The sequence below is a fragment of the Puniceibacterium sp. IMCC21224 genome (assembly GCF_001038505.1).
Lineage (GTDB): Bacteria > Pseudomonadota > Alphaproteobacteria > Rhodobacterales > Rhodobacteraceae > Puniceibacterium.
This window is the reverse complement of record NZ_LDPY01000001.1, coordinates 243,424-257,576: the sequence shown is the minus strand read 5'-3', so window position 1 is coordinate 257,576 and position 14,153 is coordinate 243,424. Positions and strand designations below refer to the sequence as shown.

Sequence of the window (14,153 nt, the reverse complement as noted above, 5' to 3'; positions counted from 1 at the left end):
GGAATTCCTCTTCAGGCTGCAAGTTTTGCATTTTTCTTGAGTAGTTCCAAAGCCAGGGCGCGATATGCCCTCGCGCCTTTGGAAGTTGTATCGTAGGCCAAAACGGGCTGAGCAAACGATGGCGCCTCACTGACGCGAACATTTCGCGGAATGACAGACGCAAACACCAGCTCGCCCAGATTGGCGCGGGCGTCTGCTTCGACCTGTTGCGACAGATTGTTCCTGGCGTCGTACATTGTCAGAACCACACCTTCGATCCGAAGATTTGGATTGGCTGTTTGCCGAACCTCGCGAATGGTTAGCATTAGCTGCGACAGGCCTTCGAGGGCAAAAAACTCGCTCTGCAAAGGCACGAGGATTGAATGGGCTGCCACCATTGCATTTACGGTGAGCAGATTTAGTGACGGAGGACAGTCGATAAGAATGAAATCATATTCAAACGCGTCGATCGCTGGCTGCCGTAGCGCATCGTGCAGCAAGAAACTGCGCTTTTCGTTTGAGATCAATTCGATATCAGCAGAGCTAAGATCAACCGTTGCGGGGATCAGCGACAGATTGGACGTGGCTGTGATCTGAATAACGTCTTTAAGATCCACCTCATCCAGCAACAGTTCATAGGTGGTATAAACGCGATCATCTGGGTCGACACCAAGTCCCGTCGAAGCGTTTCCCTGAGGATCAAGATCGACAACAAGCACTTTGAGGCCTTGCTCGGCAAGTGCCGCCCCGAGGTTGATGGTTGTAGTGGTTTTTCCCACTCCACCCTTCTGATTGGCGATAGCAATGATTTTAGGGCCGACAGGCCTGGACAGATCAGACATGGGTTAGCGCTCCGATTTGCAGGATTACGGCGAACGGGTCAGTTTTGCTTGTATGCGATTCTAGGGAAAATGACCATCTGTCTCGTGCTGGCGCTAACTCTTTTTTCCAGCGCTCGCCCTTAGGGAATAGCGCGGCCCCCCCCTGAGCCATGTGAAGATCCGCAAAGGCGAGAAGATCTGACAGGTCGCTGAGTGCCCGAGCAGAAATGACTGATGCATTCAGAGGAGGAAGACGCTCAATCCGATCATTTACCACCGCTGCCAGTGCTCCTGTTTCGCGTAAGACAGCTCGCAAAAATGCCGCCTTACGGGCATCGCTCTCGACCAAAGTGATCTTTGCAGTTGGGTTCCTTGACTGTGCTAAGATAGCGACTACCAGTCCGGGAAACCCGCCCCCACTACCTAGGTCTGCCCAATGGGTGAAATCTGATGGAGCCAGATCATAGATCTGGACAGAATCCGCGATATGACGTGTCCATAGATGCTCCATTGAGGCTGGAGAAACCAGATTGATGCGTCGGTTCCATTTTTTTAAAACCTCAGCATATACATCTAGTTGCTCCATTGTTTCACGTGAAACATCCTGGAGAACTTCGTGCCTAAAGCTTTGTGTCATGCGGATTTCTTGCGGGCCGCCTGGCGAAGCCACGCGAGGATCAAAGTAAGCGCTGCTGGTGTCATTCCATCAATTTGTGAAGCCTGAGCAAGATTTGCAGGCCTGCCCCTGGAAAGCTTAAGTTTCAATTCACTGGATAACCCGTCAATCGCTTCAAAGTCAAAATCCGCAGGCACTTCAAGCGCTTCGTCTTTGCGTACTGCATCTATATCCCGCTGCTGACGACCAACATAATTAGCGTAAAGTGCGTCTGTAGCTAGCTGAAGCCGGATCTCTGGCGCGATAGCAGTAAGCTCCGGCGCTTGCGCCAAAAGAACATCAAATCCCAAATCCGGATAAGACAACAGCTGAAACCCATTTCTACGCGCACCGTCCCGGCTAACCTTAACCCCCATGGCATCTAAATCCCGCGGAGTAAAACTGCGCGATTGTAGAAGTGCTCGACCAGACTCAAGTGACTCTGCCTTAGCAAGATAATTGGCCTTGCGTGTTTCAGAAACGCAGCCCCAGTTAATACCCTTTTCGGTTAACCTTTGATCGGCATTGTCTGCGCGCAATGAAAGTCGGAACTCTGCTCGTGATGTAAACATGCGATATGGCTCAGTCACCCCACGAGATGTAAGATCATCAATCATAACACCGATATAGCTATCAGCTCGGCTAAAATGGATCGGCTCACTACCACACGCGAGTTTTGCTGCATTTAACCCCGCAACAAGCCCTTGCGCTGCCGCTTCTTCATACCCAGTAGTGCCATTAATCTGGCCGGCCAAGTATAGTCCAGTCGTTCCTTTCACTGCAAGAGCAAGGTCCAAAGATCTGGGGTCAATGTAATCATATTCGATGGCGTATCCAGGTTGCAGGATCTCGACGGATTCCAAACCCTTGATCGACCGTACATATTCCTCCTGCACGTCGACAGGAAGCGAAGTCGATATCCCATTGGGGTATACAGTATCGTCGTCTAATCCCTCGGGCTCCAAAAAGATTTGGTGGGACGATTTATCAGCGAACCGCACAATCTTATCTTCTATCGAAGGACAGTACCGGGGGCCAACACCCTCAATCCGACCGCCATACATCGCAGAACGCCCGAGGTTTTTCCTGATAATATCGTGCGTTGTAGGGTTTGTGTGTGTGATGCCACAGGTGACCTGCCGAACAAATGGCCGCGTGTTCAAAAACGAAAACATCACCGGATCTCTATCCCCCGGCTGATGTTCGAGTTCACTCCACGCGATCGTACGACCATTCAAGCGGGGCGGCGTTCCGGTTTTTAGACGTCCACGATTAAGATCAAGCCCATCAAGACGTTCAGCAAGGCGCACTGAAGGACGATCGCCCATACGACCGCCCGGCTTTGATTCATCTCCGATGTGTATAACGCCACGTAAGAAAGTGCCTGTGGTAAGAATAACAGCACGGCTAGAGATCGTCGAACCATCCGCAAGAGTTACCCCCGTAACAGCGCCAGATGTCATCGAAAGATCAACCACCTCACCTTCGATAATTTCCAGGTTGGGCATGATCGTCAAAAGTGCGAGCATTTTTTTACGGTAGATTGACCGATCAGCCTGCGCCCGAGGCCCTTGAACAGCCGGACCCTTGCGACGGTTCAGCAGGCGGAACTGAATGCCTGCTTGATCTGCGACGCGCGACATAACGCCATCAAGGGCGTCAATTTCGCGCACTAAATGACCTTTACCAAGGCCGCCAATTGCCGGATTACAGGACATCACGCCTATGCCTGAAATTTTCAGGGACACTAAGGCTGTGCGTGCGCCCATCCGAGCAGAGGCATGAGCGGCTTCGGCGCCAGCGTGCCCACCACCGATAACGACGACATCAAAGTCCAGATGTTTCACGTGAAACACTCCTCACTTACCAACACAGAAGCTGGCAAAAATCTCATCTAATAGCGATTCAACGTCTACATGACCCACAAGCGAGCTAAGTCGTCGAATCACGATTCTGACTTCCTCTGCCGCGATATCATACTCATTTGGACCCCGTCCGACTACTTGCATCGCCGTCTCCAGTCCGTCTACCCCTTCTCGCAGCGCGACGCGATGACGTTCGCGTGTAATTAGGCTTGTCTGCCCGATCCGACCAGAAAGCCGCGCCTGAATATCTGAAATCAACTGAGTCAGTCCAACCCCAGTCAACCCCGAGACGCCCAGTCCATCAACCCGAAGATCTGCCTTGGATTGAATAACCAGATCATCCTTTTCTGGCGTCATGTCTGGCGCCTGCCCTGGCTCAACCAAAAAAACCCGAAGATCCGCTGTTGCCGCCCGAGCCCGTGCACGCCCGACGCCCAAAGCTTCAATTTCATCCACTGTGTCCCGCAAGCCCGCTGTATCCAGCAAGGTAACAGGCAACCCTCCGATATCCATCCGTACTTCTATAACATCTCGTGTGGTCCCAGCTATATCCGACGTTATGGCCGCATCACGTCCAGCCAGGGCATTCAGCAATGTGGATTTACCAACATTTGGAGCCCCGACAATTGCGACTTCAAAGCCCGAGCGAATTCTCTCGGCTCCCGAAAACCCTTGCAGTTCCTGCCGGACGCCTATCAACACTGACGCAAGCAGCTCAAGAACTTCATCGGTCACGTCAACTGGTACGTCTTCATCGGCAAAATCGATCACCGCCTCTAGCAACGAAGCGGCGCGAATCAAATCCAGTCGCCAGGATGACACTCGCTTTCCCAAATCACCTGAAAGAACCCGAAGCGCTTGCCGCCTCTGGGCCTCGGTTTCGGATTCGATTAGATCAGCGAGACCTTCGACTTGTGTCAGATCAAGCCGCCCATTTTCCAGCGCGCGGCGTGTAAATTCCCCGGCTTCCGCCTGGCGAATACCGTCAAACTTCCCAAGTTCAGACAGAACCGCGCGCACGACAGCTACTGATCCATGCAAGTGAAATTCGACGACCTGCTCACCGGTAAAGCTTCGTCCCTCCTCGAACAAAAGGACCAGTGCTTCGTCCAGAAACCCGCCGTCCGACGCTTTTAACACCCGCAATGCGGCGACACGCGGCGATGGCAACGATCCACCCATCTTTCCCGCCACGAACCACGCCAAGGACCCAGATACCCGAACGACGGCTACGCCAGATTTTCCCTGAGCCGTAGCCAGAGCAAAGATGGTCTCCATACTGCCCTCGTTAGTTTTATCAGGTATTCATGGAGTCAAAGAATTCAGCATTGGACTTGGTCTGCTTCAGCTTCGAAATCAGGAATTCGACAGCGTCCGTCGTACCCATCGGATTCAAGATGCGGCGCAGAACAAAGGTCTTTTGCAGGTCACCTTTGTCCACCAACAGCTCTTCTTTGCGGGTTCCAGATTTGAGGATATCCATCGCCGGGAACACGCGCTTGTCGGCCACTTTGCGATCCAGAACGATTTCAGAGTTACCGGTACCTTTGAATTCTTCAAAGATCACTTCGTCCATCCGGCTACCGGTATCGATCAGCGCGGTTGCTATGATGGTCAGCGACCCACCTTCTTCGATATTCCGCGCAGCGCCAAAGAACCGCTTAGGTCTTTGTAATGCATTTGCATCCACACCACCGGTCAAAACCTTACCCGAAGATGGGACCACTGTATTGAACGCTCTACCAAGTCTTGTGATCGAGTCTAGAAGAATAACAACATCTCGTTTATGCTCGACTAGGCGTTTCGCCTTTTCGATCACCATTTCCGATACAGCCACGTGCCGCGTCGCCGGTTCGTCAAAGGTCGAGGACACAACCTCACCCTTTACTGACCGCTGCATGTCCGTCACCTCTTCGGGACGTTCGTCAATCAGCAGGACGATCAGATAGACCTCGGGGTGGTTATGTTCGATGCTCGCTGCGATGTTCTGCAACAGCACAGTTTTACCGGTCCGCGGCGGCGCAACGATCAGGCCCCGCTGGCCTTTACCGATCGGCACCACCAAGTCGATAATCCGGGCCGAGCGGTCGCGGATGGTCGGATCTTCGATCTCCATCTTGAATCGTTCGTCAGGATAGAGCGGCGTCAGATTGTCAAAAGCGATCTTGTGACGCGCCTTTTCCGGATCTTCAAAATTGATTCTCGCCACGTCGGTCAGGGCAAAATACCGCTCGTCATTCTCTGGTGCTTTGATCTCACCCTCAATGGTATCTCCGGTGCGCAGCGAAAACTTTCGGATCATTTCTGGCGAAACATAGATGTCATCCGGGCCCGGAAGATAGTTCGCCTCGGGAGAGCGCAGGAAACCGAACCCGTCTTGCAAAACCTCCAGCACACCATCGCCAAAAATCTCCCACCCTTCATCCGCCCGCTCGCGCAGGATCTGGAACATCATCTCGCCTTTGCGCATGGTCGAGGCGTTCTCGATATCCAGCTCTTCAGCCATAGCCAAAAGATCTTTGGGGCTCTGCGCCTTGAGATCAGCAAGATTCAGTTTTTCGATGATCATGGGACATCCTCATGAGCCCGTAAATTGGGGTCATTTCAGTTTAGTCAGTGGGAAAATGCGTCTTCCGGACGGAAGAGTTCTGGCTATCTAGGCATCTCGGCCGTTCAAGTCAATGCCATGCAAACCTGCATGGGTGAAGCTGGCCGGGACGGTTTGCTATCTTAAATTAATGATATTTTAGAAAAGAGATGATGAAGGTTAAGGGATCGCTCTTTCTGTGGATTAGTCTGTTGCGCGCAAGTTATCCCAAGCTCTCAAACCTGTGTATAGGTTTTGGGATTATTCTGGCGTGAGTTTTGGTGGGTTCTAAAAATCCCTTGTTTTAAGAAAGATTAACGAAAAGTTAACGATCTTACGGCTGTGGATAACCACAAGCAAAACTTTCAATTTTGATGATTATACCTTGATCTAGGTTATCCTTTTCCCCAAAGGAAAAGCCGGAGCAATGTCTGGGACGACTCATATGTTTATCCCCCGGCTTGCAATCGCGGGGCTTTTTCCCCAGAAGCAGACGCAGACGCTCCATAGGGATATCAACGGGTTTCTCCACATGCCACAGGAGATCATTTTAGCTTCGGGATCGCAGATCAGGGCTCAAATGCTGTCATCAGCGCAGGTTCCGTTCCGAATCGAACGTCCGCGAATCGACGAAGACGCTGTACGCGACGCTCTCGTTGCCGAGAATGCGTCGCCGCGCGACATTGCCGATGCGCTGGCCGAACTCAAAGCCGACAAAATCAGCAGAAAGTTGCCGGGCAGCTTGGTGATTGGTTGCGATCAGGTTTTGGCGATCGACGGCGAGGTCATGGCCAAACCCCGTGATCCGGCTGAGGCGCGTGCCCAGATCTGCCGTCTTCAGGGGCAGCGTCACAACCTGCTCTCGGCTGTGGTGCTGATCGAAGATGGTCAGCCTATTTGGCGTCATGTTGGCCAGGCGAGATTGCACATGCGAGGGCTCTCTGACGCCTATGTCGATGCCTATCTTGCGCGGAACTGGGATAGTATTCGTCATTCTGTCGGCGGTTATAAGCTCGAGGAAGAAGGTGTGCGCCTGTTCAGCCGGATCGAAGGCGATCACTTTACCATTCTCGGTCTGCCGCTGATTGAGCTGCTCAACTATCTTGTCCTGAAAGGAACCCTCCCCTCATGAGACCAGATCGGATCCCATTGGCGGGTGTCCTTGGCGCCCCGATCGCCCATTCAAAATCTCCGCGCTTGCACGGTCACTGGCTAAGGACCTATGGCATTCAGGGGCATTACATCCCGATGGAAGTCGCGCCAGAAAAACTGGCCGAGGCGTTACGGATGTTGCCCGAGCTGGGCTTTGTCGGCCTTAACGTGACAATCCCCTATAAAGAAGCCGTGTTGGAACTGGCGGACCTGGTCACTGACCGCGCCACGCTGATCGGCGCGGCGAATACATTGATCTTTCGCGCGGACGGCAAGATCCATGCCGACAATACTGACGGCTACGGTTTTATGGAGAATCTGCGCCAGAATGCGCCGGATTGGCAACCTGCGTCTGGCCCTGCCGTCGTGCTTGGGGCTGGCGGCGCAGCGCGTGCTGTCATTGTCTCACTATTGGACAGTGGTGTACCCGAGATCAGGCTGTCGAACCGCACGCGCATTCGCGCCGATAAGTTGCGCGAAGATTTTGGCCACCGGGTTCGTGTGGTCGAATGGGTTCAAGCCGGCAACGTGTTTGAGGATGCCGCCACTGTTGTGAACACCACTTCGCTGGGTATGGTGGGTAAACCTGAGATGCGGGTGCCTCTTGATGGGTTGCGCGCCGGCACTTTGGTGGCCGATCTGGTCTATACGCCGTTGCAGACCCGTCTTTTGCGTGTCGCGGCAGATCAGGGCTGCCAAACTGTGGATGGTGTCGGAATGTTGCTACATCAGGCGGTTCCGGGATTTGAACGCTGGTTTGGGCATCGACCCGAAGTGGACGCCGCGGCCCGAGCCGCCGTTCTCGGATGAGGTTTAGACTCGGGTTGACCGGCTCTATCGGGATGGGGAAATCGACGACAGCCGCGATGTTTGTCGATAGAGGCTGCGTCCTTTGGGATGCAGATGCGGCGGTGCATCGGCTTTATACCGCAGGCGGCGCAGCTGTTGGGCCTATACAGGCTCTGTTTCCGGCTGCAATCAGTGACGCCAGCGTGGACCGCGCCGCACTGCGCCAGATTATTTCGGAAACCCCGAATGCCATCACCCAGATCGAAGCGATAGTACATCCACTGGTGCAGGCTGACCGCGCCGCGTTTGTTGCTGACATGCCTGAAGCGATCGGCGTTTTCGACATTCCGCTGCTGTTTGAATCGGGAGCAGATCGCGAGATGGACGCGGTGGCCTGTGTTACCGTTGCGCCGGACATTCAGCGCAAGCGCGTCCTTGCCCGCAGCACGATGAGCGCAGAGCAGTTCAACCTGATCCTTGCGCGGCAAATGCCAGTCGCTGACAAGATTGCGCGATCTGACTATGTGATTGAAACCGAGACACTTGAGGCGGCACGGCAGCAGGTGCAATCTGTGCTCAGGGATATCGAAAGGCAGCTATCGAATGCGTGAAATCGTGCTGGACACCGAAACCACCGGGTTTGATCCGCAGCAAGGCGACCGGATTGTCGAGATTGGCGCCGTCGAATTGCTAAACCACATGCCCACCGGCAAAACCTATCATCAGTACATCAATCCGCAACGCGCTATGCCACAAGAGGCGTTCCAGGTGCATGGGCTGGGCGATGATTTTCTGCGCGACAAGCCAGTCTTTGCCGCCATCGCCGATGATTTTCTGGAGTTTGTCGGAGGCTCTCGGATGGTGATCCACAACGCATCGTTTGACATGAAATTCCTGAATGCTGAATTGGGTTGGCTGAAAAAGCCACTTTTGCCAATGGATCAGGCCCTGGACACGCTGACGATTGCACGTCAGAAATTCCCAGGCTCGCCTGCGTCACTTGATGCGCTATGCCGTCGCTTTGGCATTGATAATTCGTCGCGGGCCTTGCACGGGGCGCTGCTTGACTCGGAAATTCTGGCCGAAGTTTATCTTGAGATGATCGGCGGCAAACAGCCGGATTTCGGCTTGTCGCAGGATCAGAGCACACGGAATGGTGCTGTGGATATCGGGATCTGGCGGCCGGCAAAACGCGCGGTGCCGCTGCCCTCGCGGATCACTGAAACGGAAAAGGCGGCACATGCCGCCTTTGTCGCAAAGCTTGGGGACAAGGCCCTTTGGTCAAAGGGTTGACCGTTTAGGCGTCTGCGCGCTTGGTCTGCTGTTCGGCTTGACGACGCGCAATTTCGTTCCGGTAGAGCGAAACAAAGTCGATAGTTTCCAGGTTCAGCGGTGGGAAGCCACCGTCGCGGGTCACGTCAGACACGATGCGACGAACAAACGGGAACAGCATCCGTGGGCATTCGATCAGCAGGAATGGGTGCATCTGTTCTTCGGGCACGTTTTCGATGTGAAAGACGCCGCCATATTCGAGCTCCATCAGGAACAACTGGCTGGTGGTGCCTTTGGACTTGGCGTCAATCTTGAGCTTCATCACCACTTCGAACTGGTGGTCAGGGCTGCGTTTGCGCGCATCCAGATTCACCTGAACCTGAACGTCCGGGGTCATTTCGCCGCCGGTGCCCTTTTGAGCGAGGATATTCTCGAACGACATATCGCGGATGAATTGCGCAAGGACGTTCATCTTCATCTGAGCCGCAGTGGCGTCCTGTTCAGGGGCGCCATTTGCGTTGGTATCAGCCATATTCTGTCTCCAGCAGGATCAATTTGCACCTTGGCATATCAGAGCGGTGGCCGCGCCTCAATGCCCGCGCAGGGGCAAAGGCGTTTAATGCCGGGTCCAACCTGAACCCTGATGTGTTGGGTGCTTGGGATGGGACGGGTCCGAATAGTCGTCAACCTTTTCAAATTCGCCGTCAATCACGTCATTTCGGCTGGTTCCCGGGCGTGACGTTCGACGCGTCCGCTGAGGGCCCGCCCCCATCTGAAAGCTCTGCACGTTTATCCGTGCTTTAAGGTAGCGGAAAACGGCAATGCGAACTGGTGGCGTCAGCAGGGCAAAGCCGCAGGCGTCGGTGAAAAAGCCTGGGGTTAGGAGTAGAACGCCGGCAACCAGAATCATCGCTCCATGGGCCAGCGGTTCGGTGGGATCATCTAGTTCCGAAAAGGATCTGCGAACCTGCGCCATCGCCAGCGCCCCTTGGGACCGCATCAGTGACGTACCCAGGATGGCGGTCAGAACGACAATGGCCAGCGTCGGCCAAAGCCCGATCAATGACCCGACCTGGATGAACAGGGCTATCTCGATTAGTGGAACCATGAGGAAGGCCAGAAAAAACCACATCGCACTTATCTCCTATCAGAGGGGCCGCAGTAGACTTGGACACCCCGAACACCTACATAAGACATCAACCGACGCATTTAAACGTTTGCCCCAACATGAGGTCTCGATGAACTCTCCGATTATCCAATTGCTGGTTCTTGCCGGAGTTGCCGTTTTTCTTATCCTGAAACTGCGCAATGTTCTGGGAACACGCGAAGGGTTCGAGAAACCCCCGGTCACACAGAAAGGTCCCGACGCAACTGCGCGTCGCGAATTTGAAGTGATCGAAGGCGGTCCTGATCGCGATATTATCGATCATGTGCCTGAAGGCAGCGCAGCAGCCGATGCGCTGGCCCGGATGAAGCGCGCCGAGCCCAGCTTTGGCGTTGCAGATTTCTTGTCGGGTGCGCGTGGCGCTTACGAGATGATTTTGATGAGTTTTGAGCGCGGCGATCTGGCCGAGATCAAGCCGTTCCTTGATGCCGATGTCTACGAAAGCTTTGCGGGCGTGGTCGAATCCCGCGCGGCGCAGGGGCTGGTCGTCGAAGCCGAATTTGTCGGTGTGCGCGAAATGACGCTTGCCGATGCGACGTTTGACGACACCACCCGGCTGGGCGAACTGACGGTGCGTTTTGTCGGCGAATTGACGTCCGTCGTGCGCGATGCCAGCGGCGAGATTGTCGAAGGCAGCACCACTGGAACCAAGAAGCAGAAAGACGTATGGACCTTTGCGCGCAACATGGGCAGTGACGATCCGAACTGGCAGCTCGTCGCCACGGGCGAATGACTGGAACGCTTCGGGCGGCGTTGATAGCGGGGTTGGCTATGTGTGGTCTCGAGGCCGGCGCAGAGACCGAGGTGACGCATACCATCCTCGACTTTGCCAATCTGGATGGCTGGACGGACGACGATCACGCTGCGGCACTGTCGGTGTTTACTGACACTTGTGGCGATATTTCCGAACCTGATTGGGTGACGCTCTGCGCGCTGGCGCATGATGCGGGCAACGCGCGGCAGTTCTTTGAATTGTTCTTTCGCCCGGTGCAGATTTCAGATGGGACTGACGGCCTTTTCACCGGGTATTTCGAACCCGAGCTTGATGGCTCTCCGGTGCAGACCGTGCGCTATCGCTATCCGATTTACAGTATGCCGCCCGAGGCCCGCGCCATCAGCCCATGGCTAAGCCGCCGGGATATTCTGGTCGGCGGTGCCATGGCTGGGCGCGGACTGGAAATATGTTGGGTCGATGACCCGGTTGAGCTATTTTTCCTTCAAATTCAAGGGTCTGGCCGGGTACGCTATCCCGACGGGCGATATATCCGCGTGGGATATGGCGGCGCGAACGGCCATCCCTATCGGTCGATCGGACAGGAATTGGTACGGCGTGGCACCTATGATGCACATCAGGTCTCGGCACAGGTGATCAAGAATTGGGTTCGGCGGAACCCGTTCGAGGGCGAAGAATTGCTACTTCACAACCCGTCTTATGTGTTTTTTCGCGAAGTTAGTCAGGTGCCTGCCGACAAGGGTCCGTTGGGAGCGATGAATCGATCTATCACCGCAATGCGGTCGATTGCGGTGGATCCGGCATATACCACGCTTGGCGCGCCGGTCTGGATCGAAAAGGCGGGATCAGAACCGTTGCACCGGCTGATGATCGCGCAGGACACCGGATCCGCGATTAAGGGCGCGCAGCGCGCCGATATCTTTATCGGCACTGGCGATGCGGCGGGTCAAAAAGCTGGACAGCTCAAGGATCCGGGGCGGATTGTGGTTTTGATGCCAATCCAGCGGGCGTATGCCTTGTTGCCGGATGCGTTGCAGTGACACGGCGACGGCTGCGACAAGACGAGCTGGATTTGTGGCGACAGGTGGCGCGCAGCGCCGAACCCTTTGGGCAGCGGGACCGCTTTGCGCCGCTGGGACCCAAGGCGATCAAACCAAAGGCCAATCCCGAACCCGCTGAGGTGCCGACCCTACCCCGGTTCGAAATCGGCCAGAAGACCCCGAACCGGTCCGAAACCCGCGCCCTGCCCCAGACCAGTGGCCAAAGGTTGGCGGCTGAAAAGGTTGCCATGGACAAAAAGGCGCACACGCGCCTCAAGCGCGGCAAGCTGACACCAGAGGGCCGGATTGACCTGCACGGCATGACGCTGGATCAGGCGCATCCGGCGTTGATCCGTTTTGTTTTGATGTCGCAGACGCGAGGATTGCGGTTGGTTTTGATAATCACCGGCAAAGGTCAGCGCGAAGATCCGTATGATCCCGCACCCCGGCGGCGCGGCGTGCTGAAACAGCAGGTGCCGATGTGGTTGCGGATGCCGCCCGTTGCCCAGGCGGTTTTGCAGATCGAAGAGGCGCATATACGCCATGGTGGCGGCGGCGCCTACTACATCTATTTGCGTCGGACGCGCTAAAGCAGACGTCGCGCCCGGCCCACGCCCAATACCATCAGGATTGTGGACAGGACAAAATAGGCAGCGACGGCCCTGTATTGGGCCTGAATACCGATCCCGGAGTCGATCAACACGCCAGTCAGGCCCGGACCAATGGCCGAGCCAAATACCATGACTGCGGCACCCAGCGCCTTGATCGAGCCGAGGTGTCTGGTGCCAAAGAACTCGGCCCAGAAGGCGCTGGGTAGCGTGCTGTTGCCACCCTGCGTCATGCCCAAAAACACGAGGCCCAGCAGAAGAGAGGACATGCTGTCGCCAGTGGCAAATAGCCAGAATGCAGCGACGCTGGGCAATTGATACCAGGGCAAAACGCGCGATGTACCGAACCGGTCCAGCGCCCAACCGGTCACGAGCATCGAGGTTACACCGACAGCGGTATACAGCGGAAACATCGACACCAGTTGCAGGTGATCCCAGCCCTTGATACCGGCAAAATGCACCTGATGAAAGAAGAACGCCGTGGAAAAGGCTGGCGGACCCAGCAAAGCCGGCACCATGATCCAGAACAGCCAGTGCCGGAACGTCTGATTCCGGGTCCATTGACGGCCGGACATGCCGTTGGATTGTTCGCTGTCGGCCATACTTTGCGGCGTCCGCTCTTCGCGCAACAATATCCGCAAAATCGGGATACAAAGCAGGACGATCACCGCCGCAACAACCCAGAGCAGCCGCCAGTCCAGCACAAGCATCAGCGATACAAACGTGACCGGCATGATCGCTTCGCCAAACGCAATTCCAAGGCCGGCGATAGATAATGCCTTGCCGCGTGTGGCTATGAACCAGCGCGACATTGAGACGATTGCGATGTGGCTCGACATGCCCTGCCCCGCCAACCGCAGCCCGAAAATCGCCAGAGGTAGCAGCCAGGCCACGGGATTCAACGCCATGAACAAGCACGCGCCGGCCAAGGCGCTTAGTACGACAGATCCCAGCACACGCGATCGATAGCGGTCCGTCAGACCGCCCGCCCAGACCATGACTGCTGCCGACGCTGTGGTACCCAGCGTATAGGCGCCGCCCCATTGGCCGTGGCTTAGGTCGAACGCGGCACGAACCTTGCCTGAAAAAATGGCGATAAAGAAGGTTTGACCAAAGCTGGACAGAAAGGACAGCATCGCTCCGGCGGCAAGCCAGCGTGCATTTGTGCGGAGGAAGGGAAATAGCTTCATTCTGCGCTTTTGTGTCGCGGCGTTTCGGGGGCTGCAAGCGGAAACGACGCGGAGTATTGGTACTGGCCAAAATGTCGATGTACCGAATTCCGACTGTGACCTGGGCCGAACCAGATAATATGTCACTGATTGCGCCAGTTTAGGACGGGATAGATTTGAATGTAGGGGAACTGATGTCGGCCCCTTGCTACTGCGTGTGGTGTCGCGTTCAATACATTCCAAGTCCGATGACATGGGGTCGTGATGACATCGCCCAATGGCGCGATGGCGTTGCAGAAATCAGTTTGCGTGGTGGAT

At 55.4% G+C, this 14,153-nt stretch carries 15 protein-coding genes; 7 read left to right on the top strand and 8 right to left on the bottom strand.

The annotated features are described in order from the left end of the window. Positions 1-11: 11 nt before the first annotated feature. From IMCC21224_RS01195 to rho, 5 genes are read right to left on the bottom strand one after another with little or no spacing between them, the layout of a single operon-like run. Positions 12-821 carry a ParA family protein gene (locus IMCC21224_RS01195; RefSeq protein ID WP_047993788.1) on the bottom strand — a complete coding sequence of 270 codons (810 nt, stop codon included), beginning with the start codon at positions 819-821 and terminating at the stop codon, positions 12-14. Then, on the bottom strand, positions 814-1,437 hold the full coding sequence (gene rsmG, locus IMCC21224_RS01190; protein WP_047993787.1) for a 16S rRNA (guanine(527)-N(7))-methyltransferase RsmG: 624 nt from the start codon (positions 1,435-1,437) through the stop codon (positions 814-816). Before rsmG ends, IMCC21224_RS01195 begins: the two co-directional genes overlap by 8 nt. Further along, positions 1,434-3,302 (bottom strand): tRNA uridine-5-carboxymethylaminomethyl(34) synthesis enzyme MnmG, encoded by a 1,869-nt coding sequence (mnmG, locus tag IMCC21224_RS01185; protein ID WP_047993786.1) that lies wholly within the window; start codon positions 3,300-3,302, stop codon positions 1,434-1,436. Before mnmG ends, rsmG begins: the two co-directional genes overlap by 4 nt. A 12-nt stretch (positions 3,303-3,314) precedes the next feature. Next, positions 3,315-4,598, bottom strand: a complete 1,284-nt coding sequence (gene mnmE / locus IMCC21224_RS01180; RefSeq protein WP_047993785.1) for a tRNA uridine-5-carboxymethylaminomethyl(34) synthesis GTPase MnmE — start codon at positions 4,596-4,598, stop codon at positions 3,315-3,317. Positions 4,599-4,617: 19 nt separating this feature from the next. After that, a complete protein-coding gene (gene rho, locus IMCC21224_RS01175; protein ID WP_047993784.1) occupies positions 4,618-5,889 on the bottom strand; it encodes a transcription termination factor Rho in 1,272 nt (423 codons plus the stop codon). Between the two features lie 550 nt (positions 5,890-6,439). Between rho and IMCC21224_RS01170 the strand changes: the two genes are divergently transcribed. The 4 genes from IMCC21224_RS01170 to dnaQ are packed head-to-tail and all read left to right on the top strand — an operon-like array spanning position 6,440 to position 9,141. Continuing rightward, a complete protein-coding gene (locus IMCC21224_RS01170) occupies positions 6,440-7,039 on the top strand; it encodes a nucleoside triphosphate pyrophosphatase (protein ID WP_047996772.1) in 600 nt (199 codons plus the stop codon). Continuing rightward, positions 7,036-7,869 carry a shikimate dehydrogenase gene (locus IMCC21224_RS01165; RefSeq protein WP_047993783.1) on the top strand — a complete coding sequence of 278 codons (834 nt, stop codon included), beginning with the start codon at positions 7,036-7,038 and terminating at the stop codon, positions 7,867-7,869. Before IMCC21224_RS01170 ends, IMCC21224_RS01165 begins: the two co-directional genes overlap by 4 nt. Further along, a complete protein-coding gene (coaE, locus tag IMCC21224_RS01160) occupies positions 7,866-8,459 on the top strand; it encodes a dephospho-CoA kinase (protein WP_047993782.1) in 594 nt (197 codons plus the stop codon). The genes IMCC21224_RS01165 and coaE overlap by 4 nt, the downstream gene beginning before the upstream one ends. Beyond that, entirely contained in the window at positions 8,452-9,141 is a 690-nt protein-coding gene (dnaQ, locus tag IMCC21224_RS01155; RefSeq protein ID WP_047993781.1) for a DNA polymerase III subunit epsilon, read from the top strand. Before coaE ends, dnaQ begins: the two co-directional genes overlap by 8 nt. Positions 9,142-9,145: 4 nt before the next feature. Here dnaQ and secB read toward each other — a convergent pair whose 3' ends face one another. Continuing rightward, positions 9,146-9,652 (bottom strand): protein-export chaperone SecB, encoded by a 507-nt coding sequence (secB, locus tag IMCC21224_RS01150; RefSeq protein ID WP_047993780.1) that lies wholly within the window; start codon positions 9,650-9,652, stop codon positions 9,146-9,148. Between the two features lie 84 nt (positions 9,653-9,736). Continuing rightward, positions 9,737-10,252: an FxsA family protein gene (locus tag IMCC21224_RS01145; protein WP_047993779.1), complete on the bottom strand. Its 516-nt coding sequence runs from the start codon at positions 10,250-10,252 to the stop codon at positions 9,737-9,739. A 106-nt stretch (positions 10,253-10,358) separates the two neighbouring features. On the opposite strand from IMCC21224_RS01145, the gene IMCC21224_RS01140 reads away from it, so the two are divergent. The 3 genes from IMCC21224_RS01140 to IMCC21224_RS01130 are packed head-to-tail and all read left to right on the top strand — an operon-like array spanning position 10,359 to position 12,648. Continuing rightward, positions 10,359-11,018 carry a Tim44/TimA family putative adaptor protein gene (locus tag IMCC21224_RS01140; protein WP_047993778.1) on the top strand — a complete coding sequence of 220 codons (660 nt, stop codon included), beginning with the start codon at positions 10,359-10,361 and terminating at the stop codon, positions 11,016-11,018. Further along, positions 11,015-12,058, top strand: coding sequence for a murein transglycosylase A (locus IMCC21224_RS01135; protein WP_047993777.1), 1,044 nt, complete (start codon positions 11,015-11,017; stop codon positions 12,056-12,058). Before IMCC21224_RS01140 ends, IMCC21224_RS01135 begins: the two co-directional genes overlap by 4 nt. Beyond that, positions 12,055-12,648 (top strand): Smr/MutS family protein, encoded by a 594-nt coding sequence (locus IMCC21224_RS01130; protein WP_047993776.1) that lies wholly within the window; start codon positions 12,055-12,057, stop codon positions 12,646-12,648. The genes IMCC21224_RS01135 and IMCC21224_RS01130 overlap by 4 nt, the downstream gene beginning before the upstream one ends. On the opposite strand, the gene IMCC21224_RS01125 is transcribed toward IMCC21224_RS01130, so the two are convergent. After that, entirely contained in the window at positions 12,645-13,856 is a 1,212-nt protein-coding gene (locus tag IMCC21224_RS01125; RefSeq protein WP_047993775.1) for an MFS transporter, read from the bottom strand. The two genes, IMCC21224_RS01130 and IMCC21224_RS01125, sit on opposite strands and share 4 nt — an antisense overlap. Positions 13,857-14,153: the final 297 nt, after the last annotated feature.